The sequence below is a fragment of the Streptococcus mitis genome (assembly GCF_946190285.1).
Lineage (GTDB): Bacteria > Bacillota > Bacilli > Lactobacillales > Streptococcaceae > Streptococcus > Streptococcus mitis_CP.
Genome location: NZ_CAMHZX010000003.1, coordinates 155,802 through 181,252, shown reverse-complemented (window position 1 = coordinate 181,252; position 25,451 = coordinate 155,802). Strand labels below are relative to the sequence as shown.

The following is a 25,451-nucleotide window of genomic DNA, read 5'->3' as shown; positions in this document are numbered from 1 at the left end:
TACAACCTCAAAGCAGTGCTTTGAGCAACCTGCGGTTAGATTCCTAGTTTGCTCTTTGATTTTCATTGAGTATCAAATCTGTCTTTTCCCTCTTTTATGATATAATAGAAACATGAAATTAAAAACTACTTTGGGCCTTCTTGCTGGGCGTTCTTCCCACTTCATTTTAAGCCGTCTTGGCCGTGGAAGTACGCTCCCAGGAAAACTTGCCCTTCAATTTGATAGAGATATTTTACAAAACCTAGCTAAGAACTACGAGATTGTCGTGGTGACTGGAACCAATGGAAAAACCTTGACAACTGCCCTAACTGTCGGCATTTTAAAAGAGGTTTATGGTCAAGTTCTGACCAACCCAAGCGGTGCCAACATGATTACAGGAATTGCGACAACCTTCTTAACAGCCAAATCTTCTAAAACTGGGAAAAATATTGCCGTTCTAGAAATCGATGAAGCCAGTCTATCTCGTATCTGTGACTATATCCAGCCAAGCCTTTTTGTCATCACGAATATCTTCCGTGACCAGATGGACCGCTATGGTGAGATTTACACAACTTACAAGATGATTTTGGATGCTATTCGTAAGGTGCCTACTGCCACTGTTCTCCTTAATGGAGACAGTCCACTTTTCTACAAGCCAGCTATTCCAAATTCTGTACAGTATTTTGGTTTTGACTTGGAGAAAGGACCAGCCCAGCTGGCTCACTATAATACAGAAGGAATCCTCTGTCCTGACTGCCAAGGAATCCTCAAATATGAGCATAATACCTATGCAAACTTGGGTGCCTATATCTGTGAAGACTGCGGATGTAAACGTCCTGATCTCGACTATCGCTTGACAGAATTAGTTGAGTTAACCAACAATCGCTCTCGCTTTGTCATTGACGGACAAGAATACGGTATTCAAATCGGTGGTCTCTACAATATCTACAACGCCCTAGTTGCGGTTGCCATCGCCCGTTTCCTTGGTGCAGATTCACAACTCATCAAGCAGGGATTTGATAAGAGCCGTGCTGTCTTTGGACGCCAAGAAACCTTCCATATTGGTAATAAGGAATGTACCCTCGTCTTAATTAAAAATCCAGTCGGTGCAACTCAAGCTATCGAAATGATTAAACTAGCACCTTATCCATTTAGCCTATCTGTCCTCCTAAATGCCAACTATGCAGATGGAATTGACACTAGCTGGATCTGGGATGCTGATTTTGAACAAATTACTGAGATGGACATTCCTGAAATCAATGCTGGCGGTGTTCGCCATTCTGAAATCGCACGTCGTCTACGAGTAACTGGCTATCCAGCTGATAAAATTACTGAAACAAGTAGTCTGGAACAAGTTCTTAAAACCATTGAGAACCAAGACTGTAAGCATGCCTATATCCTAGCAACTTATACTGCTATGCTGGAATTCCGCGAACTGCTGGCTAGTCGTCAGATTGTTAGAAAGGAGATGAACTAATGGTTTATACTTCACTTTCCTCAAAAGCTGGCAATTACCCCTATCAGCTCAACATTGCCCACCTCTATGGAAACCTCATGAATACCTACGGGGACAATGGAAACATACTCATGCTCAAGTATGTGGCTGAAAAACTGGGAGCCCATGTGACGGTTGACATCGTTTCACTTCATGATGATTTTGATGAAAATCACTACGACATCGCCTTTTTCGGTGGCGGTCAAGACTTTGAACAAAGTATTATTGCAGACGACCTACCTGCTAAAAAAGAGAGCATTGACAACTACATCCAAAACGACGGTGTGGTTCTGGCTATCTGTGGTGGTTTCCAATTATTGGGGCAATATTATGTTGAAGCTTCAGGGAGACGTATCGAAGGACTAGGGGTCATGGACCACTACACCCTCAACCAGACCAATAACCGTTTTATCGGTGACATCAAGATTCATAATGAAGATTTCAATGAAACCTACTATGGATTTGAGAATCATCAGGGCCGTACCTTCCTCTCAGATGATCAAAAACCACTGGGACAGGTTGTCTATGGAAATGGAAATAACGAAGAAAAAATCGGTGAAGGCGTTCATTATAAAAATGTCTTTGGTTCTTACTTCCACGGGCCTATCCTCTCTCGTAATGCCAATCTAGCTTATCGCCTAGTTACTACTGCCCTCAAGAAGAAATATGGTCAGGACATCCAACTCCCTGCCTATGAAGATATTCTCAGCCAAGAAATCGCTGAAGAATACAGCGACGTCAAAAGCAAGGCTGACTTTTCTTAAACAAAGTAAAACTATATCAAAGAACTCCGTTATCTTGTCGGAGTTTTTTTGTCTTTTCTTTTACCCTTCTCCCTTGCATTTTCTCTCTTTTTTTGCCAAAATAGAGGGGTAGAAAGAAGGTAGCATATGTCTAAATTACAACAAATCGTAGCATATCTTGAATCAGAAAAACTAGACGTCGCTGTCGTATCTGACCCCGTCACAATCAATTACCTCACTGGTTTTTACAGTGATCCCCATGAACGCCAAATGTTCCTTTTTGTCCTAGTGGATCAGGAACCCCTCCTCTTTGTCCCAGCCCTTGAGGTTGAGCGTGCAAGCAGCACCGTTTCCTTCCCAGTTGTGGGCTATGTAGATTCTGAAAATCCATGGCAAAAAATGAAACATGCTCTTCCGCAACTTGACTTCAAACGTGTAGCTGTTGAGTTTGACAATCTCATCTTGACCAAATATCAAGGCTTAAAAACTGTTTTTGAAACTGCTGAGTTTGAAAACCTCACTCCTCGTATCCAACGCATGCGCCTCATCAAATCTGCTGACGAAGTGCAAAAAATGATGGTTGCAGGTCTCTATGCAGACAAGGCTGTTAAGGTTGGTTTTGATAATATTTCTCTTGATAAGACAGAGACAGATATCATCGCTCAAATTGACTTTGCTATGAAGCGTGAAGGTTATGAAATGAGCTTTGATACCATGGTCTTGACTGGTGATAATGCTGCAAATCCGCACGGCATTCCAGCAGCTAATAAGGTTGAAAATGATGCTCTTCTCCTCTTTGACCTTGGTGTTCTAGTTAACGGCTATGCGTCAGATATGACTCGTACAGTCGCTGTCGGTAAACCAGACCAATTCAAGAAAGATATTTACAACTTGACCCTCGAAGCCCAACAGGCTGCTCTTGACTTTATCAAGCCGGGTGTGACTGCCCATGAAGTGGACCGCGCTGCCCGTGAAGTCATCGAAAAAGCTGGTTACGGTGAGTACTTCAACCACCGTCTCGGTCACGGTATCGGTATGGATGTCCACGAATTCCCATCTATCATGGAAGGAAACGACATGGTCATCGAAGAAGGCATGTGCTTCTCTGTTGAACCAGGTATCTATATCCCTGGTAAAGTCGGTGTTCGTATTGAAGACTGCGGTGTTGTTACCAAGGATGGCTTTGACCTCTTTACAAGCACCAGCAAAGACTTGCTTTATTTTGATTAATGGTATTATTTTATGTTAAATGATCTCTTTAAATTTGTAGATAATGTTACTAGTGAAACTTCTAAAGTCGTAAATGATATCGTTAATGAATCTTCAAAGGTTGTAAATAATATTGCAAATGAATCCTCAAAAGTTGTAAATGATATTGCAAATGAGACTGCAAAAGCCGTGAAAGTAGTTGTAGATGAAACTTCCAAAATAACTACCAATACTGTAGATGGAGCTGTTTGCATTGCCAATAATACTATAACAGGAATTTCTAATTTTATAAGTGTACCTGGTAAAATTGTAAATTTAGTTTTTGAAATACACTCATGGAATAATCAGGAGCGTCTTGAAAAGAAACAAGATGAAGAACGTAGGCAATCTTTATCCATTCAATTCCCTGAATTCTTAAATCAAGAAGAGTTTAATAGAATAGTTCATGAAGAAGCTAATCAAATTATTCGAATTAAAAAAATAGAAATTAATCAAGCTTTAATTAATTTTGAGGTGTATTCAATTAGTAGGATTTCAACTTGGTTTTTTACTTTAGATTATAATGATTATGGAAGTTTAACGGGGAAAGTTAGAATTTCCAGAGATAATACTGACTCAAGTATCCCTAAAAATATTAGTTTGCGAATTTCTGAGCGACTTAATGCCATTTTAAAAAATCAGTATATCCTTTCACCTGACGATTATGATATTTTACTTACAAAAGAACCTACAGACGTAAAAGAGATTTTTGAAAATTTTGGATTTCATAATGTAACATTACTTGAAGAAAGATATGAAAAATTACCTCATTTTATTAAGAATTACAAAATACATAGCATTACAATAGGAAATTGCAAATATTTTGATAAAGATTCCTATTTTGATAGTAATTCTTCTGTTGTGATTTCCTATTATCTACAAGAAAACCAATAATAAAAACGTAAAGTTAGCAGAAAAATCATTACTACTAACTTTACGTTTTTTAATCTTTAATTAATCTTCTTGATACTTTGACTAAGAATAAATCCTACAATCATCCCTACTATATTTTGCATGAAATTTGGTAGAATTTCTGGTAGGGCTGCAGCCCAGCCATTCATCAAAGTAGAACCCAAGGCGTAACCCCCTACCATGGCAATCGTTGCCAAGATAAGGCCTAACCACTGAGTTTTTCCTTTAAATCCTGCGAAAAATCCCTGCAAGCCATGGTTGACCAAGCTAAAGAACATCCACTGAGGATAGCCTGATAAGAGGTCAATCAAGAAACCTGCTAGTCCTCCTACTACAGCCCCTTCACGACTACCAAAGTAGAAGGCCGTAAAGAAGACACCCGCATCTAAAAGAGTTAGAATGCCTGTCGGTGTTGGAATTTTTAAGAAATAACCTAGAACCACAGAGAGGGCGGTTAATAGGGATACAAGGGCGATTTTAGTTGTTTTGGTTTGCTCCATATTGTCTTACTCCATACTGATCTGCTTGTGCAATGGCACGGTAAACGAAAGCCTTAGAGCTTTCTACTGCTGGTAAAATTTCATCACCTTTAAGCAAGTGACTGGCAATGCTTGAGGCAAAAGTACAACCTGCGCCAGCATTTTGCCCTTGAATGACGGGATTTTCTAGGACTGTAAAGGTTTGTCCGTCATAAAAGACATCCATAGCCTTGTCCTGACTAAGTCGATTGCCTCCCTTGATAATGACTGCTGGTGCTCCTAAGTCATGTAATTTCTGAGCTGCAGTTTTCATATCTTCCAAGGTTTTGATTTCCTGACCAGCCAATAATTCTGCTTCAGGAAGATTAGGTGTAATCACACTGACATAAGGGAAAAAACGAATCATTTCTTGGCAGAGCTCACTAACAGCCACATCGTGAGTTTCCTTGCAGACCAAGACAGGATCCAGAACCACAGGCACTCCTGGGCGTTGCTTGATAAAGTCCAAGGCCTTCTCAGCCACACTGACAGTTGGTAAAAGACCAATCTTAATCCCCCCAAACTCCACATCACGCAAGCTATCTAATTCATGTTGAAAAATGGTATCGTCAGTTGGAAAGACTTCAAAGCCCTTTTCCGTCAAGGCTGTCAAACAGGTCACTGCTACAAAGCCATGCAAGCCGTTCAAGGTATAGGTAGCCAAATCCGCGGACAAACCACCACCACTAAAAATATCGTTTCCAGAAAGTGCTAAAATACGATTATTCTTCATAACGAATCTCCTTTAAATACAAACCATTTGGTGCTGCAGTGGGACCTGCAAACTGCCTGTCCTTTTTCTCCAAGATGAGGTCAATCTGCTCTACTGGCATGCGGTTATTGCCGATTTTGAGCAGTGTCCCCACCATATTGCGAATCTGCTTATACAAGAAACCATTTCCTGAAAAGGTAAAAGTCAAAAACTGGCCTGTCTCATCAACCCTAAGACTAGCTTCTGTAATAGTACGAACCTTGTCCTCTACACTAGTCCCAGAGGCTGTAAAACCGGTAAAATCATGGGTTCCCTCTAGCTTTTTGATTGCAATCTGCATGCGTTCCACATCGAGTGGATAGGGAAAGTGAGTGGCATAGTGACGGCGCATAGGATTCTTGGGACGGCCCCTATCCACGATAAACTCATAGATCTTACTGTGCTTGGCATAACGGCAATGAAAATCATCCGCCACAAGCTCAATCGAAATCACATCAATATCTTCAGGGGACTGAGTGTCTAGAGCAAAACGGAGCTTCTCCTCATCCATCTGATAAGGCAGGTCAAAATGAATAACCTGTCCCAGGGCATGAACCCCACTATCTGTCCTACCAGCACCGTGAACCGTAATGGCTTGCCCTTTATTTAACTTGGTCAAGGTTTTTTCAATTTCTTCCTGAACGCTACGCGCATGAGGCTGGCGCTGAAAACCAGCAAAGGCGTAACCATCATAGGAAATAGTTGCTTTATATCTCGTCATAACTTCTATTTTATCAAGAAAATAATCTGTAAACAAGGGTCTAAAATAAATATTGTCTGGGTACAAAAATCCCGAAAGAAAAACTTAGGAAACCAATCCTAAGCTCTCTTTTGAAGTAGGTACATGACAAAGATAGAGGTTACAATCAACCATGAGCCTAAAATGGCAAAGACCAACATGCCATTGTGAGTTAGTAACCCAATTGCACCTAAAACAAATGGGGTCGTAAAGGCTCCGAAACTACAGCCTAATACAGCAAATGAAGTTGCTTGATTGAGAAGTTTAGCTGGAATTCGTTCAGAGACCAGTTGAAAGACCGTCGTCAAGGCTACACTGTAGGCAAAACCAGCCAGAATACTCCCTGCCACTACTACCCACAAGGATGGAGATAAAGCAATCACAATTTGCCCTAAGCCGAAGGTAATACCAGACCAGAGGAGCAGTTTCTCTTTAAATATTGAAATCAGGAAAGAAAAACTAACACCAGCCACAATCCCGATCAACTGCATGACACTAAGAACAAAACTAGATAACTGGGCATCTCCAAGTCCTCTTTCCACCATCAAACTTGGAATACGAATAGTAATAGCCGTATTGGTACAAACTACAACTGCCGCTTCAATAGCTAGGATAAAAATCAAGCCCTTCATTTCCCGAGTTAAGCGACTTGATTCCTTTGTTTTTTTCTTGACTTCTTTCTTTTCTTTTCCATAAGGGACAAAGAGCAAATAAAGGGTCAACACCAAAAATCCAGCACTATAAGCTAAGAAAGTAGCTGTCCAACCAAAGGCCAACAACTGACCGACTGCCAAGGTGATGAGAGAAGCCCCAACAACCTCTGCAGAACCGCGTAGACCTAACATCTGAATTCGCGTTTTTCCTTGATAGCGTTCACTAATAATGGAAATGGCCTTGGCATTAATCATCCCTACACCCAAACCAAAAAGAATCCGTGTTCCAAAGACAAAGGGATAGGCTTGATACCAAAAGGGTGCTGTTCCACTCAGTGATAAAATTAACAATCCCAAACTAATCTGTAATCGCTCAGGAAATATTTTTTCTAAGAAACCATTTAGTAATAACATAATCATGATTCCAAAGGAAGGCAAGCTCGCCAAGAGTTCAATTTGTTCCTTAGGATAACCTTGATAATAGTCAAACATGGCTGGCAGGGCACTTGAGATGGAGAAGGACGTAATCAAAACGAGGGAGAGAGCCAAAATACTGGCCCGTTCTAAAAATTGTTTCATGAAATCTCTTTCTATATTTCTCTTAATCTTCTACTTTTTTGATAGTTATCAAACAAGTAAGAAAAGAAGAAGCCTCTTTAGTGTATAGACTCCTTCTTAAACTCGAAAATGAATCCCTTGTATCTTAGGATGACTTTCTCTTGATTTGCTTGATAAAGTAGAAGATAAATCCTGCCACCATATAGGCAACAAAGATAATCAGACACCACTTGAACACGACATCCCAACCCTTGTTCACATTCAAAAAGAAGTAAGGGAAGGGACTGACTTTAGAATTAGGAACATCAAGTTTCAGTACCAAGCCATTAAAAAGAGCAAAAATCATATACAGCAAGGGTAAAATCGTCCACACAACCGGATCCCAAATCTTGTATTGACCCTGTTTGTCAAAAAAGAGGGTATCTGCTAAAAACCAGAGGGGAACGATATAGTGGCAAAGGAAATTTTCTAGGGTATAGAAATTAGTCGCAATAGGCGCTAATAGGAAATGGTAAATCACACAGGTAATCATGATACTCATAGTGACTCCACCTTTTAAGCGCAAGAGGCTTGGCCTTTGCCAGTTTTCACCTAAACGGCTCATAACCTTTAGGAGATAGAGCGTAAAAATCGCGACTAAGAGGTTGGACAGAACCGTATAATAGAGCAACATCCCAAATCCACCATGCTTGGCGATTTCAAGATAAACTCCCGTAAAAGCCGCTAGAAACAAGAAGATACGGCTATAAAATACAAATTTGTAGTGCTTTGACATGCTTAAATTTTCTTCACAAACTCTGATTTGAGTTTCATGGCACCAAAACCATCAATTTTACAGTCGATATTGTGGTCGCCTTCTACGATGCGGATATTTTTCACGCGCGTCCCTTGTTTCAAATCTTTTGGCGCACCTTTTACTTTTAAGTCCTTGATGAGAGTTACTGTATCACCGTCAGCCAATTTATTTCCGTTGGCATCGATAGCAACAAGGCCCTCTTCTACATCTGCAACTTCAGCAGGATTCCACTCATAAGCACACTCTGGGCAAACCAGTAGGGCACCGTCTTCATAGACATACTCTGAGTTACATTTTGGGCAATTTGGTAGGTTGTTCATGGTTTCTCCTTATCATCATTCACTATTCTTTGAAAATCAAAATTTCTCGAACAGCAACTATTATACCCTAAAATCAGCATTTTGACAAATATAGAAAAAACCGATATCAATCTATCGGCTTTTCTACATCTACATTCTTTTTTTAGCCTCTGCTTTGATTTTTTCAACTACTTCTTGAATGTTCAAGCCAGTTGTATCAAGGTAGACAGCATCCGCTGCTTGTTTGAGAGGCGAAGTCTCACGATGACTATCCTTGTAGTCACGCGCAGCAATTTCCTCTTTTAGGGTTTCAAGGTCTGTTTCAATTCCCTTGGCAATATTTTCCTTGTAACGGCGCTCTGCTCTTTCATCTACCGAAGCTACTAGGAAAATTTTCAGTTCTGCTTGTGGCAATACAACAGTTCCAATGTCGCGACCATCCATGACAATCCCACCTTGCTGGGCAATCTCTTGTTGAAGAGAGACTAGTTTCTCACGAACTTCAGGAATTGCCGCAATAGCAGAAACATGATTGGTCACTTCATTTTCACGGATAGGATGGGTAATATCCACATCTCCCACAAAGACAAGCTGTTCTCCAGTTTCTGAACGCCCAAAGCTGATTGGATGCTGGTCCAATAAGGCTAAAAGTTCCTCAATCTCTTCCACTCCTAACTGGTGTTTCAGAGCCATATAGGTCGCCGCACGATACATGGCACCTGTATCTAGATAGGTGTAACCAAAATCCTTAGCAATAATCTTTGCGACCGTACTCTTACCACTTGAAGCTGGACCGTCAATAGCAATTTGAATTGTTTTCATATCAACTCCTATTTGATTTTGACAACATCACCTGGATTAGCAAACCAAGATCCTGTAGCCATATGCCCAGGATTCAAAGCCTCTAACTGAGCAATCGAGATTCCTGCACGAGCAGCAATGGCTGCTTCTCCTTCTCCAGCCATAACTTTTGTAGTTCCTTCTGGATCATTTGGATGTTCTGAGCTACTAGATGACTCTTCTACCTTCTCCTCTGAACTAGAAGATGCCTGCTCTGAACTACTACTAGAAGTAGAAGAAACTTGCTCTACTTTTGTATCTGAATCGTGAAAATCTTTCAAGGCTGCTGTGCGATTACTCCCACCTGACGAAAGATAGATCAGAACAATAATCATCACGACTACAATCACAAAGAAAATACTTGCTAAAATAGTCAAGATACGATTAGCCAGCACTCCTCCACCTTGTTCTCTCTTACGACGTTCTGATCTTGTTTCTTCTTGATTCTCATAAATATCTTCTTGCCACGGTTCTTTTGCCATACCTTACTCCTTGTTTTTTTTTACTTTTCTTATTACAATATAAATATGAAAATCACACTTATACCTGAACGCTGCATTGCCTGTGGTCTTTGCCAAACTTATTCTGAATTATTTGATTACCACGATAATGGAATCGTGCGTTTTTACGATGACCCTGACCAACTAGAAAAAGAAATCTCTCCTAGTCAGGACGTCATAGAAGCTGTTAGAAACTGTCCGACACGTGCCTTGATTAAAGATTAACTCTAATATCGACAAGAACGTTCCACTCCTTCTAGTTTAGCATATTTCCATGCAAAATTATAGTCTTTTCTCTTTATTTTTTTCTGTAAAATCAGGAAGGTCACTTTTTTCTTTGACGAGATAAAGTGGTCTTTTTTTAGTCTCTAGATAAATCTTACTGATATACTTGCCGAGAATCCCAATGGTCAAGAGTTGAATCCCACCAAGGAAGAGAATAACAGCCATCAGAGAGGTCCAACCTGATGTCGGATTGCCCAAAATGAGGGTCCGAACCACAACAAAAAAGGTCATAAGTAGAGAAATAAAACAAGATAGGAGACCTGCCACAAAGGCTATAATCAAGGGGAAATCTGAAAAATTAACAATCCCTTCAATGGAGTAGAAAAAGAGTTGCCTAAAACTCCAACTGGTCTTGCCAGCCTGCCTTTCGACATTTGGATAGTCCAGATAGTGGGTTTTAAAGCCGACCCAGGCAAAGATCCCCTTTGAAAAACGATTGGACTCGGTCAAGCTTAAAATAGCATCGACTACAGACCGTCTCATCATGCGAAAATCACGGACACCTGACGGCAAGGCTACTGGACTAATTTTTTGCATAAGACGATAAAAGAGATTAGCACAGAAACTGCGAAAGAAGGGTTCTCCCCCTCGACTGGTTCTGCGTGTTCCAACACAGTCCAAGTCTGCATTTTTGTCTAGTAGAGCTTTCATCTCAAGCAACATACTAGGAGGATCTTGGAGGTCTGCATCCATCACCACCACCAAATCTCCTGTCGCATATTGCAAGCCTGCATATAGAGCAGCTTCTTTGCCAAAATTTCGCGAGAAAGAAATATAATGAACTGCCGGATTTTGCTCCCGATAGGTCTTTAAGAGTTCCAAGGTCCCATCACTTGATCCATCATCGACAAAGACATACTCGATTTCTGTTGCCAAATCTGGAAGTAAAGCTTCCAAAGCCTGATAAAAAAGAGGAAGTACTTCCTCTTCGTTTAAACAGGGGACAATGATTGACATCACCATCTTAGTCTTCAAATCCATTTGGATGCTTGCTTTGCCAACGCCATGCGTCTTCACACATTTGGGTGATATCTAGTTCTGCTTCCCAACCAAGTTCTGCTTTGGCTTTTGCTGGGTCTGAATAGCAGGCTGCGATATCCCCTGGGCGACGGTCTACAATACGGTAAGGAATTGGACGTCCCACTGCTTTTTCCATATTTTGGATAATTTCAAGAACTGAGTAGCCTTTACCTGTTCCAAGGTTATAAACGTTTAGACCTGAGCCTTTTTGGATTTTTTTCAGAGCTGCAACGTGACCTTTGGCCAAATCGACGACGTGGATATAATCACGAACACCAGTTCCATCTTCCGTATCGTAATCGTCTCCAAACACTTGCACTTGCTCTAATTTCCCAACGGCTACTTGAGTCACATATGGCAAAAGGTTATTTGGAATACCATTTGGATTTTCTCCTAGGTCTCCACTTTCATGAGCTCCGATTGGGTTAAAGTAACGAAGCAAGACCACATTCCATTCTGAGTCTGCTTTGTAAATATCCGTCAAAATTTCCTCTAGCATAAGCTTGGTGCGGCCATATGGGTTGGTCACTGAAAGTGGGAAATCTTCCAAGATGGGCACTGTATGAGGATCTCCGTAAACTGTCGCAGAAGAACTAAAAATGATGTTTTTACAGTTGTTTTCTTCCATGACCTTCAAAAGACTAACAGTTCCAGCGATATTATTGTCATAGTAGGCAAGAGGAATACGGGTAGATTCACCGACAGCCTTCAAGCCAGCAAAGTGAATGACACCAGTTGGTTCTTCTTGTTTGAAAATGTCACGAAGAGTATCTGTATCACGGATATCTGCCTCATAGAAAGGCACTTCAACTCCTGTAATTTTCTCAACAACTTCTAAACTTTTTCTATTACTATTCACAAGGTTATCCACCACAACAACCTGATGACCTGCTTGGATTAACTCAATAACTGTGTGGGTTCCGATAAAACCTGCTCCACCCGTTACCAAAATCTTTTCTTGCATCTTCTTTCCTCGATTCTCGGATTATTTTTTCTTATTTTACCATTTTTGATAGGGAATGTCATTTGCCATCCTAGAGGGTAGGATAAAATTTCAGTAAAATTCTTATACTCTTCGAAAATCTCTTCAAACCACGTCAGCTTCGCCTTGCCATATATATGTTACTGACTTCGTCAGTTCTATCCACAACCTCAAAACAGTGTTTTGAGCTGACTTCGTCAGTTCTATCCACAACCTCAAAGCAGTGCTTTGAGCAGCCTGCAGCTAGTTTCCTAGTTTGTTCTTTGATTTTCATTGAGTATTATTCGTTTTTTAGTCTTTTGACATAGTTTTCAATTGGGTAGTTTGCTGGGTCTAAGGTCATTTCCCTGCTTTGGATCAGTTGTGCTAGGTGGTAACCAATGATAGGACCCGTTGTGAGGCCTGATGAACCCAGTCCACTAGCAGCATAGACACTTTCTAAGCCAGGTACTTGCCCAAAGAAAGGTGAGAAATCACTGGTATAGGCACGGATTCCCACACGCTCAGCTCTTGAAGTCGCTACTGCCAAGACTGGATAGTGAGGCAAGGCTGCCTCCTCCATTTGTTGGAGTAAGGTTTCATCTACCGTCAAATCAAATCCCATATCATTTTCATGGGTAGCGCCTAGGGATAATTTCCCACCTGCAAAAGGAATCAAATCCCACTCCCCTTCTGGCATAACAACAGGGTAAGCTTCCATGTCTTGGGCAAGTTGATAATCTCGGAGTTGCCCCTTTTGGGGACGAACATCCACTTCATAACCTAAAGGCTCTAACAGATGTTCCAACCAAGCTCCCATCGCCAAAATAACCTGCTCAAACATCTCTTCACCAATCTGGTAACCTGATGCTAAAGGTGTCAGAGTCACTTTTTCTTTGACCAGCTTGACCTGACTGGCTTCCAGCAAACGAGTCACTAAGAGTTGACCATCTACTCTCGCTCCACCAGAAGCATAGAGCAAGCGATCAAATCCCTGTAAACCAGGGAATAATTTATTTGCAGACGCTTGGTCTAAAATGGCTAATTGCCCTATCAAAGGAGATTCTTCTCTACGCTGGAGGGTTAGTTGATAGAGTTCTTCCAACTTAGTTTCATCCTTTTTCAGGAGAAAGACCCCCGAACGCTGGTAAAAGTCGATTTCTTGTCCTGACTTCTCTAAATCAGCTAATAAATCCACATAAAAGTCAGCTCCCAAGCGCGCCATTTTGTACCAAGCTTTATTACGGCGTTTGGAAAACCAAGGACTGATAATTCCCGCTGCTGCCTTGGTAGCTTGCCCCTGTCCATGGTCAAAAACGGTCACCTCTAGGTCACTTTCTTTCGAGAGGTAGTAGGCAGCTGTTGCACCTACAATCCCTGCTCCGATAATGGCAACTTTTTTCATTGTTTTCACTTTCTAACTAGATATGGTGGAAAGGATTGGTCGATGCTTTACTAGTTACAATATCGATTGCCCAGCCTTTTTCCTCTTTCCATTGATTAAGAAGCTCTGCAATTTTTTCCACGAAAAGCACTTCAATATAGTGGCCTGGGTCCAATGCCAACAAACCATCAGACAGCATATCCTGAGCAGTATGGTAGTAAATATCACCAGTGATATAGACATCTGCCCCCTTTGCCAAAGCATCCTTATAGAATGACTGCCCACTTCCACCACAGATGGCCACTCTTGAAATAGGCTTCTGCAAATCGCTCTCTTGATAATGCACCATTCGAAGACTATCTAGACCAAAGACTTGCTTGACATTCTGGGCCAATTCCCCAAATGTCTGAGGCTGAACATTTCCAATACGACCAATTCCACGTTCTGGACCTGTCTCCTGTAGATAAGTCGTCTCCTCGATACCTAGCATCTGACAGAACCAGTCATTGAGGCCATTTTCAACGATGTCAATATTGGTATGGCTGACATAAACTGCAATGTCATGCTTGATGAGGTCGATGTAAATCTGATTTTGTGGACGGCTAGCTACCAAATCCTTGATAGGACGGAAAATCGGCGCGTGCTTGACGATAATCAAATTCACACCCTTTTCAATAGCTTCAGCCACCGTTTCTTCACGAATATCCAGAGCAACCATGACACTTTGGATATCCTTGTCTAAAGTGCCAATTTGCAGGCCACGACTATCTCCCTCCATGGAAAATTCCTGAGGGCAAAAGGCTTCATACACGTTAATTACTTCACTTGCTAGCATGGAGAACCTCCTTGATGGCTTGAATCTTATCTACTAGAACTTGACGTTCTTCCAGATTTTTTTCTGGGATTTGTCCAAGGGCAAACTCTAGCTTATCAGCTTCTTTTTGCCATTTTTGGACAAAGACTGGGCTGACTTCTTTGGACAAGAAGGGACCAAAGCGAACATCAATGGCTGATAGCCTCATTTGTCCAGCTTCCACCATCAAAATCTCATAAAACTTACCAGCTTCTTCTAAGATGCTTTCAGCTACAATCTGAAATCCGTTTTCTTGTAGCCAGATACGCAAGTCGTCTTCACGATTATTGGGCTGGAGGATTAAACGCTCTACATTAGCTAGCTTGTCCAAGCCTTCTTCTAAAATCCTAGCAATCAAACGACCACCCATACCAGCAATGGTAATGACCGACACTTGGTCTGCCTCTTCAAAGGCTGCCAAGCCATTAGCTAAACGAACCTGGATTTTCTCCTTTAGGCCGTGAACCTCAACATTTTTGACCGCAGATTGGTAGGGACCTTCCACAACCTCACCTGCAATGGCGCTTTTGATTTGGCCTCTTTCGACCAAGTCGATAGGCAGATAAGCATGGTCACTCCCCACATCTAGTAAAATGGCTCCCTGTGGCACAAAGGAAGCCACTAATTCTAATCTCTTTGAAATCATCTTCTCTCACTTTCCAAAACTCTATTACCTCTTATTATACCACATTTCGGCTGGCAATCTTGTACCTAAAAAGACCGCAATCCACAGATTGCAGCCTTTCTTTATTTTCTGGCTTGATAGCGACTTGTCAGGATGAAAATTACGGTAAAGACCAACATCATGACACCATAAACAGGTAATGTTTGTCCTGTTAAGGTTGAAATTTCAAGTAGTTTTTGGATTCTTGGGAAGAGAGCTGTGGCTAGGAAGCCTCCTACTGACCAAACAATCAAGAGGACACGCCAGAGAGTGAATGGCATGCAGGCTCTAAATACGGATAAGAAACCAATTGATCCCAAGAGATAATAGAGTAGAGTTGAGATTTCTAACTCAGACCAACCTTGGCTACTTCCAAATATTTTCACAAAGAGTACGCTGAACACGATCATCAGTGCACTTGGTAGAGCACGAAGCATGGATCTTCTGAGGAAGTTTGGCTCGACAGGCTTGATATTTCGCTCAAAAGTCAGAACGAATGGTGGGAAACCTTCCACGAACTGGTCAATCATGGTAATCTGGATCGGAATGAAAGGGAAGATCAAGATCCACTCAGACCGTCCCAGAAGAGCACTGGCGATACAGATAACTGCGAGCAAGAAAGAATAGATGGTCTTTATCAAGAAAATCGGGGCGATATGGGCAATGTTATTGACCACACGACGACCTTCAAAGAGAATCTCAGGAACATCATTAAAGTCTGAGTTCAAGAGAACCAGATTGGCAATCTGACGAGTCGCTGGATCCCCTTCCGCCATTACGATGGAACAATCCGCCTCACGAAGGGCCAAGATATCATTAACCCCGTCCCCTGTCATAGCCGTTGTATGACCCGCTTTTTTCAGCGTTTGGATGATGAGTTTCTTTTGATGAGGGGAAACACGTCCGAAAATGGCTGTCTCCTCAGCCATAGCAACCAATTCCTCATCCGTGATTTTTGAGCAATCTACATAACTGTCATAGTCCGCAAAACCAGCCTTCTGGGCAATGCTGGATACCGTAACTGGATTGTCACCAGAGATAATCTTAAGCTCCACTTCCTGAGAACGGAGATAGTCCAGCGTCTCTGCTGCTCCTTCGCGAATGGGGTCCAAGATTTCCAGCAAGGCTAGAGCCTGAATATCAGATGGTTTCTGTGGCTTGTGATGGTCCAGTTTTTCCTGACTAAGAGCTAAGACCAAGACACGTGACCCTCTCTCCAATGCCTCTCTGGCTTCAGGGACTTCAGAATCCAGCAACATCTCAGGCGCCCCTAAGAAAACTGTTCCCAAACCTTCTAACTCCATAGCTCCCCACTTGCGGTCGCTCGAGAAGGGGAGATTCGAAATCATAGGATATGCTACCTCTCCCACAAAACGCTGTCGAATAGCTTGAGCTGTGGGATTTTTATCCTCACTATGGGCCATATAGCTGGTCAGGATGCTAGCAAGCGCTGACTCTCCATACTCTTCGGTCAAAGGAAGAACGGCTTCCACCTGCATCTTTCCTTGGGTGATGGTGCCCGTCTTGTCCAAACAAAGCATATCCACACGCGCCAAGGTCTCAACAGAGTACATCTCCTGCACCAAAACCTTTTTCAAACCTAGCTTGATAACTGCAGTCAAGAGCGAAGTAATGGTCAAAAGGGCAATTCCCTTAGGCAACATTCCCAGTAGGGCTGTCGATGAATTTACAACAGACGACTTAAGAGGCAAGCCTTTTAAAAGCAAGGCTTCTAGCAAGAGAGCCAGACCAAAAGGAATGATAATCTTCCCAGTAAAACCTGCTAGCTTGTCCAGCGATTTCATGATACGTGAGTTGATAGTTTTAACGGTCTTGGCTTCCAGCATAAGTTTGGCAGCATAGTTATCAGCCCCAACATGGTGAACTTGAGCTAAAACTACCCCACTGGCTAGGAAACTTCCTGACAAAAGCAAGGCATCCACTTCCTTTTGCACCAAATCACTTTCCCCCGTCAACATGGCTTCATTGACTTCCGCAAAGCCTTCCAAAACCAAAGCATCACTAGGAATCTGCTCTCCAGCAGACAGACGAATGACATCTCCTAACACCAATTCTTCAGGATTAAGAGCAACTTCCTGGCCATCACGAATAGTCTTGACCTTTTCCTTGGTCATGAGATTGAGCTTGTCCACCATGTGTTTAGCCCGCAGCTCGGTCACAATCCCAGAAAAAGCGTTAAAGCAGATAACAGCAAAGAAGACTAGATTGCTCCAAGCCTGAACAAAGGCTAGCGCCAAGGCAATGGCAAAGTTCAAAGCATTAAAAAGGGTAAAGACATTTCGTTTAACGATTTGCCAAGTGCTAGTACTGGCCGATGCAGTAAAATCATTGACCAAGCCCTTAGCCTGTCTTTCCTTGACTTCTCTTTGGGTTAATCCCATAATCTTATTTTTATCCATAAACTCTATCATATCATTTTTTCTAAAAGAATTCTAATCTCATCCCAAATATGGACCTAGTCAAGGGAAAAGTTTGCCAGCCCTCCTTTGATAAGGTATAATAATAACAAGAAAAGAATCGAAGGAGATCGCATGTTTTATACTTATTTACGTGGATTGGTTGTCCTGCTCCTATGGTCCATCAATGGCAATGCCCACTATCATAATACTGATAAAATTCCTAATCAAGATGAAAATTATATTCTGGTTGCCCCTCACCGTACCTGGTGGGATCCTGTTTACATGGCTTTTGCGACCAAGCCAAAACAATTTATCTTTATGGCCAAAAAAGAGCTCTTTACCAACCGTATCTTTGGTTGGTGGATTCGTATGTGTGGTGCCTTTCCTATCGACCGTGAAAATCCTAGCGCCTCAGCCATCAAATACCCTATCAATGTTCTCAAAAAAAGTGACCGCTCTCTCATCATGTTTCCAAGTGGGAGCCGTCACTCAAACGATGTCAAGGGTGGAGTTGCCCTGATTGCCAAAATGGCCAAGGTCCGTATCATGCCTGTTACCTATACAGGTCCTATGACCTTGAAAGGCTTGGTTAGCCGCGAGCGTGTCAATATGAACTTTGGAAATCCAATTGATATCTCAGATATCAAGAAAATGAATGATGAAGGCATTGAAACAGTCGCCAATCGTATCCAAACAGAATTCCAACGTCTGGACGAAGAAACGAAACAATGGCACAATGATAAAAAACCAAATCCACTCTGGTGGTTTATCCGCATCCCTGCCCTCATCCTTGCAATTATCCTCGCTATCCTAACTATCATCTTTAGCTTTATCGCAAGCTTCGTATGGAATCCAGATAAAAAGAGAGAAAAACTTGGTTAAATAAATACAACAATCCCTTGGCAAAAACCAAGGGATAAATCTTTTATTCGATTTTCCATTTTTGGGCCAACCAGCTGGAAAAAGCTAGGAATCGTTCAGCTACTTGTTCATGGTGTCCATAAGGATCAAAGACAAACTGACCGTTCGGATAGCATTTCTGAAGACTGGTATGGATTTGCTCAGCATAGACTGGTGCTTGAGCCAAGCGATTAGTATGGTGTGCTCCTTCTGTTTGACCATTCTGTAAATACAGCAAACAGTCCAAATTTTTCACATTTTCTTCCTTGCAGTAAGCCACAAAATCAGGATACCAAAAAGAACCGCAGATGGAGAAGACACAGGAAACCTTGTCAAAGCTGAAAAGACTGTAGACTGCCGCCAAACCACCTAGTGAATAACCTCCGTAGGCAAGGCGTGCTTCATCCAGTCGATAAAGCGACTGCAGCTTGTCTAAAAGGCCTCCAAATAAATCACTATGATAGGCATTTGCCTGACCTCCAAAATCTGGAGCTCCATCTCTCAGAGCAGATGACTTCCAGGGCGTGTAGTCATCTAGGCGATTTTTAGAGATCAAGCCCACTAAAATCACAGATTCTGAAAGAGACGATAGGAAATCCAAGTTCCCATCATTCAATAAAATAGCTGGATAGGTTTGATTGGGGTCGTAGTTAGAAGGAAGGCTGATTTTGACTTGAATTCCTTCCCAATCAAACTCATTATTTATTGATAAAGTCATTGATTTTCTCAAGGGAATCAATCACTGCTGGACCATAATCCATCAACTCATCGTAAGAGATGGTCATGATCTTTTGATTCTTAATAGCAGGAACGCTTTCCAAAACAGCATTTGCCTTCATCAACTCTACTGCTTTTTCATCCAATTTTTTATTGCGGTCGCTGGTTACATAGATAATCAATTCAGGATCCATTGACACGAGATTTTCCAAGGTCAAGCCTGATGTTCCCGTTGCAACGTTTGTATAACCAAGTTGGTTCAGCAAACTTTCTTGCAAAGCAGACTTGTAGGCACCGAAAGTTTCATCATTATAAGCAACCATAATCAAAGCCTTTTTCTTTTCACCTTGGCTTGCTGGGTTTGCTTTCTTAACAGCATCAATTTTAGTTTGTAATTGAGCTGCGTATTCATTAGCCTTGTCCTGAACATTAAAAATCATTCCCAGATTTTTGACATCTTCTACGATATTCCCCAAATCTTGCTGAATTGTTGAAAGAGAAGCTTTTTGCGTATAAACTGGGATTTTGTTTTCATTCCAAGTGCTAACTGTCCCCAAGGATTTTTCAGAAAACATCATGTTTCGACCCATCACAGCGTCTGGCTCATAAGAAAGGACTGTCTCTTGTGAGACTGTTTTTTTATCCCCAATTTGAGGAATAGTCGCAATCGCGTCCTTGTATTTGTCCGTCACAGCATTGTCTGGATTGAGCATGCCAACAATTTTATCCTTCAACCCCAACTCCAATAAGATTTCAGTGGTTGAAAGATTGTTGGTGATAACTTTTTCAGGTGCCTTGTCAAAGACTTGTTCGACTTCATTCCCTTTCGCGTCATAGGTTTTGACCGTTAGTGGATAAGTCGTCTCTGTGCTCGCCTTTTGACTTGTTTCTGTGCTAGATTGTGTGGTAGCTTTTTCTGTAGTAGTATTTCCACAAGCTGCCAAAGTTAAGGTAGCTACTGTCACGAGTAAAATACTGAGTGTTTTTTTCATTTTATTTTCCTTTTCATTCTTATAAATAGTGAATCATAGCTTGCTGATCCTCGGTCCAAGTCACCTGACTTTGAACTCCGTATACAGTTTGCAATGACTCAGGAGTGATGGTCTCCTTTGGAGTCCCTTGGTAAATGATTTCTCCCTCTTTCATCAGATAGAGATAATCCGAATAGCGACAAGCAAGTTGAATATCATGCAGGACAGCTAGAACATTGACCTTGAGATTTTTCACAATGGCCAACAAGTCTAGCTGATACCTGATATCCAGATGATTGGTTGGTTCGTCTAGGAGTAAGAGAGTCGGTTCTTGCGCCAAGGCGCGGGCTAACAAAACTCGCTGTTTCTCTCCCCCCGACAGAGACGAATAGAGACGAGTTTTCTTCTCAAGCATATCCACCTTGACAAGAGCATCTTGAACGAGAGCATAATCTCTTTCCCTTTCCTTCTGTAAAAAAGAGAGGTGGGGAGTTCTTCCCAGCAAGACGATTTCTTCAACTGTACAATCAAACTGTAGCTGGTTAAACTGGGTCACAACTGCCATTTGCTTGGCTGTTTCTTTGAGCGTCCATTGTTCCAGAGGCTTTCCATCTAGGCTTATCAAGCCTTTGTCCGCCTTTTCCTGACGATAGAGGAGTTTAAGTAAACTGGTTTTTCCACTTCCATTTGGTCCTAATATCGTGTGAAATTGATTCCCTTCAACCTTAAGAGAGACTCCTTTGAGGATTTTTTTCTCTCCTAGTCCAAAATGGATATCCTGACAAATCAAGTCCATATCAGACCCTCACCTCCCTTCGCCTACCTCCAACAATGTAGATAAAGAAGGGAGCACCTACCAAGGCTGTGAAAATACCAATAGGAAGCTCTGCGTTTGGAATGATGATACGAGAGAGTACGTCTGCCCAAATGACAAAGAGGGCACCTAGCAAGGTTGCAACAGGAAAAAGCCTCTTGTAATTCGTTCCTACTAACCCTCGAGCTAAATGTGGAGTAATCAGACCGACAAATCCAATAATCCCACAGGTTGCCACCAAGACTGCTGTCAGTACAGCCACCATTGTCACATAAAGATACCAATAAAAGCGTAAGGGAATTCCCAAAGTTAAAGCAGCCTCATCTCCCATCATCATCGCATTGAAAACACGATACTGAGTAGAGAAAAATAGAAAGGCTATTCCTACTACCATAGTTGGCAGGAGCAAGTCAGACCAGGAAGTCCCAGCGAGCGAGCCCATGGTCCAAAACTTAATGGTCATCACACTGTCCGCATTAGCGCCGACTGAGATAATAAAGTTTGAAAAAGCCAGAAAGAGAGCATTGACCACAGTTCCTGATAAAATCAAACTAGAAGTTGTCATCCTTCCCTGCATAGAGGCAATGATGAGGACAGCAATTGTTGCCAAAATAGCTCCAATAAAAGCTCCAAGGCTAATCATCACTTTTAAACCAAGAATGATGCTCAAGGTTGCTCCGAGAGTTGCACCCGCAGATATTCCTAAGACATAGGGCTCTGCGATGGGATTGTTCACTGTAGACTGCATCACACTACCACACATAGAAAGGCCTGCTCCTACTATCAAACCTAACAATACTCGAGGGAATCTCATATTCCATACAATGGCAAGAGTAGACTTGGAAACCTCTCCTATCTCAAGAGGAAATCCTAACCTGCTCAAAATAATCCGATAGGTATCTCCTAGATCAATCGCAACGGATCCCATTGAAACTGCTAGAAAGAGAGAAATCCCTAAAATACCTAGCAAAATAACTAAAAGTAACACAAATTGCTGATCTTGTCGGCTTCCAGAAAATTTGGAAAGCATGCAAACCTCCTTTGATAGAATCTTAAAAATTTAGAAAATTCTCATGAAAAAGTATACCATATTTTCAACTGCGTAACAAGATGAGAACAAATGAATATAGTTGGTTTTATTGTGCTAGGAACCGTAACCGAAGATTATACTTGAGTATGTCGAGGTAAGGTGACAACATAAAAAGCCCTCTGAAGTCAGAGAGCTGATTTGAGCTCGGGCTAAAATCCTAGTGAAACAAAAAAATCTACACGGTCAGAAAAGTCTCTATCGTGCCATTTTCATACATGATGTATAGTCCAAGTAGAATGAATACTAAGGGCACAATGATTCGCTCGTATTTTTCAATTGTCTCGAATATTAACGGAATAGAGGATAACACCCGACTAATCTCGCATAAGATAATTATGCCGATTACAAACACAAGCAAGGCCACGAGGGTCTGTGACCAATCTAACGAAGCAAAATAAGGTATATAGATACCTAAATTATCTCCGCCAGACGCAATTGTCAGCAATGTAACTGTCCAAAACAGTTGATTTGCCTTGCTTTGTTCTAATCTTTCAATAATTTCTTCCTCTTCTTCCTCTTCTTCCTCACCTTCTCCAACAATTGCAAAACGAATCCCTAAATAGATAGGGATTAAACCAAGCAATCCAACCATCCATTCTTCAGGCACGAAATTAACGACATAAGCAGCAACTAAACTCGCCCCTACAAGTAAGCCTGTGCCTAGATATTGCCCCGCATAAATATGCCATTTTTGTTTATTCTGTGATAGCTGTGCAAATAAAATAAATAAAATAATTAAATAATCGATACTGGTGGAAATATAAACACCAATAGCAGATATGATTGTCTGTCCCATAAAAAACCTCCTGTATTGGTCAGTAATAAATCAGCAGATTTTAGGAGAGCACAGACACATTAATTTAGCTATCGCTAGTGGGTAATGTCGAACATAGGAAAGCATTTTACTCCTCCTCAAAACGTAGTTACAAAGTAATTTCTAACTGGAATTCGGTGACTACTTCCATGTAAAGTATAACATACTATACTTTACTTCGTAAAGTGTGGGCTCTCCGAGGGGGCTTGCAGACAGCTACTCGGCTTTTCAAGCCGAGTAGCTACGCACCTTTATGGTGTAATTAGCTGATACCATTTGAGGTTTTTGTAGTCTCCAAAATTGTGACCGAAAAAACCTCAATAAAAAAGCCCTCTGAAAATCAGAGAGCTGATTTGAGCCCGGGCTAAAATCCTAGTGAAAAAGATGAAACTCCTTGTGTTCATCGAACACTGTGTCATTTCCCTATTTTCATACGGATTTTTGACGCCCTTAGCATCATGATTCTTGCTGGATAAACCGTTTATAGACTAGGCGACGAGGCGAAGATTGTACAAAACGTTCAGTGAAACAAAAAAATCTCCCCGAGGGAGAATATCTGGTTTATTTTACCTTACAGTGCTAGGAACTGTAACCGAAGATTATACTTGAGTATATCGAGGTAAGGTGACAAAAGTAAAAAAGCTACCCATTTTAGAGTAGCTTCATTATCAAGATATGCTCAATTGAACACGGCCTAAGCACTTGGCAAAAAAGATAAAATCTCCTAGAAACTGAAGTTTCTTCGTCAATTTTCCTATTTTTGCTTTGTGCTTTTGACGGCCTTTGTATCTTGAATTAGCGACGAAGTCCTAGAGAGTTGATTAACTCACGGTAACGGTTAACGTCGTTTTTACGCAAGTATGCAAGCAAGTTACGACGGCGACCGATTTTCTTCATCAATCCACGGTAAGTAGCGTGGTCTTTTTTGTGTTGTTTGATGTGTTCGTTAAGGTGGTTGATTTCCCAAGTAAGGACAGCAACTTGAACCTCTACTGAACCTGTATCACCTTCGTGACGTGCATATTGTGCGATGATTTCATTTTTTTTCTCTTTTGAGATTGCCATGATGTTTCTCCTTTTTATTTGGCTTCATCCGAGTGACAGGTTGGCATGCCTGTAACCAAGAAGAAGTTATTTGTCTTTTCGACAATCCCTATTCTACCAATAACTAACTTCTTTGTCAACAGATTTACTTTCTTGTTTTAAACATGCTATAATAATCATAGCAAGAAATCTAAGTTGTCTGTTTTTTAAAACGAGGTGATTATCATGCGTAGATTCTATTCCCATCACCCCTACTATCTGGTCATATTTTTCTTTTATTGGCCACTTTATGAGTTGTTATCACTAATTATTTCTGACCCCCTTTTGCTCAAGAGTCTCTACGTAAATAATATTCTCTTCTTTACACCTCTGGTAATCTTGATTATATCGCTACTCTATAGCTACCGTTTCCGTTTCTCACTTTGGTGGTTAATTGGTAACGGACTGCTCTTTTGCTTTACTATCATAACTTTTGGTGAGTTTATACTAATTTACTTGCTAATCTATGAAACCTTGGCTCTGGTGGGTCTGGCTTCCGGTATTGGCATCAAGCATATTCTACAAAAAATGAAAAACAAAAAACTTTCACAAAATCCTTGAAAAATCTCACAATCATGCTATAATAATCCATAGAGACAAGTCACTTATCCCCTTTCTACCAGAGAGTGCGTGGTTGCTGAGAACGCATAGAAAGTCTAAACTGATACTACTCTACTAACTTTTATGAAAACATAAAACGGTGGCCACGTTAGAGCCAATCAGAGGTGTCCCTCTTTTTTGAGGAACATAAATGAAGGTGGAACCACGTTGCGACGTCCTTTCGAGGATGTCGCTTTTTATTTTTCAGAAGGAGGAAAAATGGTGCTTTATATGATTGGTGGATCGCCTTGTAGTGGAAAGTCAACAATTGCCTCACTTCTCGCTAGACAATATCAGCTACGTCATATCAAACTCGATGATTTGCTAAACGAGATGATGAGTCAAGCAAGTGCAGACTCACAACCAATTTGCCTTCTTAGGCAGGATAGAAGTCCGGAACAAATCTGGATGAGAAATCCAGAAGAGATGGCGGATGAAGAATGGCACTTTTATGAGGAGATTTTTCCTTATGTAAAATCTTACTTGATAAAAAATCAAAGCAGACCTCTCTTGGTGGAGGGAGCAGGACTCTTGCCTCACTTGGTTAAGGAACTTGAATGTCCAGCGTCTTCCTATCTATGCTTGACTCCGACAACTGATTTTCAGAAAAAGCATTATAGACAGAGAGAATGGGTTCCTTATGTCTTAGAGGGAACAACTAACCCTGATAAAGCTTTTGAAAACTGGATGCAACGAGACATTCTTTTTGCCCAAATGGTTCGTAAAGAAGCAATGGAATTAGGATATTCTAGTCTCTTGACAGATGGTAGTCAATCAGAAAATCAGACTATGAAAGAGGTTGCTCGGCTCTTAAAATTGTCCAACAAAAAATAATAAATATTTA

The 25,451-nt window shown here is 41.4% G+C and carries 28 protein-coding genes; 8 read left to right on the top strand and 20 right to left on the bottom strand.

Annotated features, from left to right (window positions below; translation table 11 throughout):
- Window positions 1–112: 112 nt before the first annotated feature.
- The 4 genes from murT to N8L39_RS06140 all read left to right on the top strand — a co-directional run bounded on the left by murT (window position 113) and on the right by N8L39_RS06140 (window position 4,359).
- A complete protein-coding gene (murT, locus tag N8L39_RS06155; RefSeq protein ID WP_261010299.1) occupies window positions 113–1,456 on the top strand; it encodes a lipid II isoglutaminyl synthase subunit MurT in 1,344 nt (447 codons plus the stop codon).
- Window positions 1,456–2,238 (top strand): lipid II isoglutaminyl synthase subunit GatD, encoded by a 783-nt coding sequence (gatD, locus tag N8L39_RS06150; RefSeq protein WP_261010300.1) that lies wholly within the window; start codon window positions 1,456–1,458, stop codon window positions 2,236–2,238. The genes murT and gatD overlap by 1 nt, the downstream gene beginning before the upstream one ends.
- A 126-nt stretch (window positions 2,239–2,364) precedes the next feature.
- Window positions 2,365–3,447 (top strand): M24 family metallopeptidase, encoded by a 1,083-nt coding sequence (locus N8L39_RS06145; RefSeq protein ID WP_261010301.1) that lies wholly within the window; start codon window positions 2,365–2,367, stop codon window positions 3,445–3,447.
- 12 nt (window positions 3,448–3,459) lie between these two features.
- A complete protein-coding gene (locus N8L39_RS06140; RefSeq protein WP_261010302.1) occupies window positions 3,460–4,359 on the top strand; it encodes a hypothetical protein in 900 nt (299 codons plus the stop codon).
- A 56-nt stretch (window positions 4,360–4,415) separates the two neighbouring features.
- Here N8L39_RS06140 and N8L39_RS06135 read toward each other — a convergent pair whose 3' ends face one another.
- The 8 genes from N8L39_RS06135 to N8L39_RS06100 form a co-directional block, all read right to left on the bottom strand.
- Window positions 4,416–4,877, bottom strand: a complete 462-nt coding sequence (locus tag N8L39_RS06135) for an ECF transporter S component (RefSeq protein ID WP_261010303.1) — start codon at window positions 4,875–4,877, stop codon at window positions 4,416–4,418.
- Window positions 4,855–5,628 (bottom strand): bifunctional hydroxymethylpyrimidine kinase/phosphomethylpyrimidine kinase, encoded by a 774-nt coding sequence (locus N8L39_RS06130; protein WP_261010304.1) that lies wholly within the window; start codon window positions 5,626–5,628, stop codon window positions 4,855–4,857. The genes N8L39_RS06135 and N8L39_RS06130 overlap by 23 nt, the downstream gene beginning before the upstream one ends.
- On the bottom strand, window positions 5,618–6,367 hold the full coding sequence (gene truA, locus N8L39_RS06125) for a tRNA pseudouridine(38-40) synthase TruA (protein WP_261010305.1): 750 nt from the start codon (window positions 6,365–6,367) through the stop codon (window positions 5,618–5,620). The genes N8L39_RS06130 and truA overlap by 11 nt, the downstream gene beginning before the upstream one ends.
- A 98-nt stretch (window positions 6,368–6,465) precedes the next feature.
- Window positions 6,466–7,617, bottom strand: a complete 1,152-nt coding sequence (locus N8L39_RS06120; RefSeq protein WP_261010306.1) for an MFS transporter — start codon at window positions 7,615–7,617, stop codon at window positions 6,466–6,468.
- Between the two features lie 124 nt (window positions 7,618–7,741).
- Window positions 7,742–8,371, bottom strand: a complete 630-nt coding sequence (locus N8L39_RS06115; protein ID WP_261010307.1) for a Pr6Pr family membrane protein — start codon at window positions 8,369–8,371, stop codon at window positions 7,742–7,744.
- 2 nt (window positions 8,372–8,373) lie between these two features.
- On the bottom strand, window positions 8,374–8,712 hold the full coding sequence (locus tag N8L39_RS06110; RefSeq protein ID WP_001061596.1) for a zinc ribbon domain-containing protein YjdM: 339 nt from the start codon (window positions 8,710–8,712) through the stop codon (window positions 8,374–8,376).
- 129 nt (window positions 8,713–8,841) lie between these two features.
- Window positions 8,842–9,513 (bottom strand): (d)CMP kinase, encoded by a 672-nt coding sequence (gene cmk, locus N8L39_RS06105; RefSeq protein ID WP_261010308.1) that lies wholly within the window; start codon window positions 9,511–9,513, stop codon window positions 8,842–8,844.
- Between the two features lie 8 nt (window positions 9,514–9,521).
- Window positions 9,522–10,013, bottom strand: coding sequence for an SAG1386/EF1546 family surface-associated protein (locus N8L39_RS06100; protein ID WP_001040918.1), 492 nt, complete (start codon window positions 10,011–10,013; stop codon window positions 9,522–9,524).
- A 45-nt stretch (window positions 10,014–10,058) separates the two neighbouring features.
- Between N8L39_RS06100 and N8L39_RS06095 the strand changes: the two genes are divergently transcribed.
- On the top strand, window positions 10,059–10,256 hold the full coding sequence (locus N8L39_RS06095; protein WP_024057475.1) for a ferredoxin: 198 nt from the start codon (window positions 10,059–10,061) through the stop codon (window positions 10,254–10,256).
- A 57-nt stretch (window positions 10,257–10,313) separates the two neighbouring features.
- Here N8L39_RS06095 and N8L39_RS06090 read toward each other — a convergent pair whose 3' ends face one another.
- The 6 genes from N8L39_RS06090 to N8L39_RS06065 form a co-directional block, all read right to left on the bottom strand.
- The gene (locus N8L39_RS06090) at window positions 10,314–11,279 is read right to left on the bottom strand and encodes a glycosyltransferase family 2 protein (RefSeq protein ID WP_306800152.1); all 966 of its coding nucleotides are present in this window, start codon (window positions 11,277–11,279) and stop codon (window positions 10,314–10,316) included.
- Window position 11,280: 1 nt separating this feature from the next.
- Window positions 11,281–12,300: a UDP-glucose 4-epimerase GalE gene (galE, locus tag N8L39_RS06085; RefSeq protein WP_078352397.1), complete on the bottom strand. Its 1,020-nt coding sequence runs from the start codon at window positions 12,298–12,300 to the stop codon at window positions 11,281–11,283.
- A gap of 298 nt (window positions 12,301–12,598) precedes the next feature.
- The gene (locus tag N8L39_RS06080; RefSeq protein WP_261010310.1) at window positions 12,599–13,702 is read right to left on the bottom strand and encodes an NAD(P)/FAD-dependent oxidoreductase; all 1,104 of its coding nucleotides are present in this window, start codon (window positions 13,700–13,702) and stop codon (window positions 12,599–12,601) included.
- Between the two features lie 16 nt (window positions 13,703–13,718).
- Entirely contained in the window at window positions 13,719–14,516 is a 798-nt protein-coding gene (locus N8L39_RS06075) for a Nif3-like dinuclear metal center hexameric protein (RefSeq protein ID WP_261010311.1), read from the bottom strand.
- Window positions 14,503–15,180, bottom strand: coding sequence for a tRNA (adenine(22)-N(1))-methyltransferase (locus N8L39_RS06070; RefSeq protein WP_261010312.1), 678 nt, complete (start codon window positions 15,178–15,180; stop codon window positions 14,503–14,505). The genes N8L39_RS06075 and N8L39_RS06070 overlap by 14 nt, the downstream gene beginning before the upstream one ends.
- 101 nt (window positions 15,181–15,281) lie before the next feature.
- Window positions 15,282–17,618 carry a cation-translocating P-type ATPase gene (locus N8L39_RS06065; protein ID WP_261010313.1) on the bottom strand — a complete coding sequence of 779 codons (2,337 nt, stop codon included), beginning with the start codon at window positions 17,616–17,618 and terminating at the stop codon, window positions 15,282–15,284.
- A 132-nt stretch (window positions 17,619–17,750) separates the two neighbouring features.
- On the opposite strand from N8L39_RS06065, the gene N8L39_RS06060 reads away from it, so the two are divergent.
- The gene (locus tag N8L39_RS06060) at window positions 17,751–18,500 is read left to right on the top strand and encodes a lysophospholipid acyltransferase family protein (protein WP_261010314.1); all 750 of its coding nucleotides are present in this window, start codon (window positions 17,751–17,753) and stop codon (window positions 18,498–18,500) included.
- Between the two features lie 43 nt (window positions 18,501–18,543).
- On the opposite strand, the gene N8L39_RS06055 is transcribed toward N8L39_RS06060, so the two are convergent.
- From N8L39_RS06055 to rpsO, 6 genes are all read right to left on the bottom strand, one after another.
- Window positions 18,544–19,236 (bottom strand): alpha/beta hydrolase-fold protein, encoded by a 693-nt coding sequence (locus N8L39_RS06055; protein ID WP_261010315.1) that lies wholly within the window; start codon window positions 19,234–19,236, stop codon window positions 18,544–18,546.
- Window positions 19,217–20,227, bottom strand: coding sequence for an ABC transporter substrate-binding protein (locus N8L39_RS06050; RefSeq protein ID WP_261010316.1), 1,011 nt, complete (start codon window positions 20,225–20,227; stop codon window positions 19,217–19,219). Before N8L39_RS06050 ends, N8L39_RS06055 begins: the two co-directional genes overlap by 20 nt.
- A 19-nt stretch (window positions 20,228–20,246) precedes the next feature.
- Window positions 20,247–21,002: an ABC transporter ATP-binding protein gene (locus tag N8L39_RS06045; protein WP_261010317.1), complete on the bottom strand. Its 756-nt coding sequence runs from the start codon at window positions 21,000–21,002 to the stop codon at window positions 20,247–20,249.
- Window position 21,003: 1 nt separating this feature from the next.
- Window positions 21,004–22,050, bottom strand: coding sequence for a FecCD family ABC transporter permease (locus N8L39_RS06040; protein ID WP_261010318.1), 1,047 nt, complete (start codon window positions 22,048–22,050; stop codon window positions 21,004–21,006).
- A 235-nt stretch (window positions 22,051–22,285) separates the two neighbouring features.
- The gene (locus N8L39_RS06035; RefSeq protein WP_000531713.1) at window positions 22,286–22,906 is read right to left on the bottom strand and encodes a CadD family cadmium resistance transporter; all 621 of its coding nucleotides are present in this window, start codon (window positions 22,904–22,906) and stop codon (window positions 22,286–22,288) included.
- A gap of 813 nt (window positions 22,907–23,719) precedes the next feature.
- Entirely contained in the window at window positions 23,720–23,989 is a 270-nt protein-coding gene (gene rpsO / locus N8L39_RS06030) for a 30S ribosomal protein S15 (RefSeq protein WP_001018251.1), read from the bottom strand.
- Window positions 23,990–24,193: 204 nt separating this feature from the next.
- On the opposite strand from rpsO, the gene N8L39_RS06025 reads away from it, so the two are divergent.
- Both N8L39_RS06025 and N8L39_RS06020 read left to right on the top strand, forming a co-directional pair.
- A complete protein-coding gene (locus N8L39_RS06025) occupies window positions 24,194–24,568 on the top strand; it encodes a hypothetical protein (protein ID WP_261010319.1) in 375 nt (124 codons plus the stop codon).
- A 258-nt stretch (window positions 24,569–24,826) separates the two neighbouring features.
- Window positions 24,827–25,441, top strand: a complete 615-nt coding sequence (locus N8L39_RS06020; protein WP_261010320.1) for a nucleoside/nucleotide kinase family protein — start codon at window positions 24,827–24,829, stop codon at window positions 25,439–25,441.
- Window positions 25,442–25,451 lie beyond the last annotated feature (10 nt).

Excerpts from the sequence above, each read along its gene's own strand:
- murT (WP_261010299.1), top strand. The coding sequence starts at position 113 with ATGAAATTAAAAACTACTTTGGGCCTTCTTGCTGGGCGTTCTTCCCAC.
- gatD (WP_261010300.1), top strand. The coding sequence starts at position 1,456 with ATGGTTTATACTTCACTTTCCTCAAAAGCTGGCAATTACCCCTATCAG.
- N8L39_RS06145 (WP_261010301.1), top strand. The coding sequence starts at position 2,365 with ATGTCTAAATTACAACAAATCGTAGCATATCTTGAATCAGAAAAACTA.
- N8L39_RS06140 (WP_261010302.1), top strand. The coding sequence starts at position 3,460 with ATGTTAAATGATCTCTTTAAATTTGTAGATAATGTTACTAGTGAAACT.
- N8L39_RS06135 (WP_261010303.1), bottom strand. The coding sequence starts at position 4,877 with ATGGAGCAAACCAAAACAACTAAAATCGCCCTTGTATCCCTATTAACC.
- N8L39_RS06130 (WP_261010304.1), bottom strand. The coding sequence starts at position 5,628 with ATGAAGAATAATCGTATTTTAGCACTTTCTGGAAACGATATTTTTAGT.
- truA (WP_261010305.1), bottom strand. The coding sequence starts at position 6,367 with ATGACGAGATATAAAGCAACTATTTCCTATGATGGTTACGCCTTTGCT.
- N8L39_RS06120 (WP_261010306.1), bottom strand. The coding sequence starts at position 7,617 with ATGAAACAATTTTTAGAACGGGCCAGTATTTTGGCTCTCTCCCTCGTT.
- N8L39_RS06115 (WP_261010307.1), bottom strand. The coding sequence starts at position 8,371 with ATGTCAAAGCACTACAAATTTGTATTTTATAGCCGTATCTTCTTGTTT.
- N8L39_RS06110 (WP_001061596.1), bottom strand. The coding sequence starts at position 8,712 with ATGAACAACCTACCAAATTGCCCAAAATGTAACTCAGAGTATGTCTAT.
- cmk (WP_261010308.1), bottom strand. The coding sequence starts at position 9,513 with ATGAAAACAATTCAAATTGCTATTGACGGTCCAGCTTCAAGTGGTAAG.
- N8L39_RS06100 (WP_001040918.1), bottom strand. The coding sequence starts at position 10,013 with ATGGCAAAAGAACCGTGGCAAGAAGATATTTATGAGAATCAAGAAGAA.
- N8L39_RS06095 (WP_024057475.1), top strand. The coding sequence starts at position 10,059 with ATGAAAATCACACTTATACCTGAACGCTGCATTGCCTGTGGTCTTTGC.
- N8L39_RS06090 (WP_306800152.1), bottom strand. The coding sequence starts at position 11,279 with ATGGTGATGTCAATCATTGTCCCCTGTTTAAACGAAGAGGAAGTACTT.
- galE (WP_078352397.1), bottom strand. The coding sequence starts at position 12,300 with ATGCAAGAAAAGATTTTGGTAACGGGTGGAGCAGGTTTTATCGGAACC.
- N8L39_RS06080 (WP_261010310.1), bottom strand. The coding sequence starts at position 13,702 with ATGAAAAAAGTTGCCATTATCGGAGCAGGGATTGTAGGTGCAACAGCT.
- N8L39_RS06075 (WP_261010311.1), bottom strand. The coding sequence starts at position 14,516 with ATGCTAGCAAGTGAAGTAATTAACGTGTATGAAGCCTTTTGCCCTCAG.
- N8L39_RS06070 (WP_261010312.1), bottom strand. The coding sequence starts at position 15,180 with ATGATTTCAAAGAGATTAGAATTAGTGGCTTCCTTTGTGCCACAGGGA.
- N8L39_RS06065 (WP_261010313.1), bottom strand. The coding sequence starts at position 17,618 with ATGGATAAAAATAAGATTATGGGATTAACCCAAAGAGAAGTCAAGGAA.
- N8L39_RS06060 (WP_261010314.1), top strand. The coding sequence starts at position 17,751 with ATGTTTTATACTTATTTACGTGGATTGGTTGTCCTGCTCCTATGGTCC.
- N8L39_RS06055 (WP_261010315.1), bottom strand. The coding sequence starts at position 19,236 with ATGACTTTATCAATAAATAATGAGTTTGATTGGGAAGGAATTCAAGTC.
- N8L39_RS06050 (WP_261010316.1), bottom strand. The coding sequence starts at position 20,227 with ATGAAAAAAACACTCAGTATTTTACTCGTGACAGTAGCTACCTTAACT.
- N8L39_RS06045 (WP_261010317.1), bottom strand. The coding sequence starts at position 21,002 with ATGGACTTGATTTGTCAGGATATCCATTTTGGACTAGGAGAGAAAAAA.
- N8L39_RS06040 (WP_261010318.1), bottom strand. The coding sequence starts at position 22,050 with ATGCTTTCCAAATTTTCTGGAAGCCGACAAGATCAGCAATTTGTGTTA.
- N8L39_RS06035 (WP_000531713.1), bottom strand. The coding sequence starts at position 22,906 with ATGGGACAGACAATCATATCTGCTATTGGTGTTTATATTTCCACCAGT.
- rpsO (WP_001018251.1), bottom strand. The coding sequence starts at position 23,989 with ATGGCAATCTCAAAAGAGAAAAAAAATGAAATCATCGCACAATATGCA.
- N8L39_RS06025 (WP_261010319.1), top strand. The coding sequence starts at position 24,194 with ATGCGTAGATTCTATTCCCATCACCCCTACTATCTGGTCATATTTTTC.
- N8L39_RS06020 (WP_261010320.1), top strand. The coding sequence starts at position 24,827 with ATGGTGCTTTATATGATTGGTGGATCGCCTTGTAGTGGAAAGTCAACA.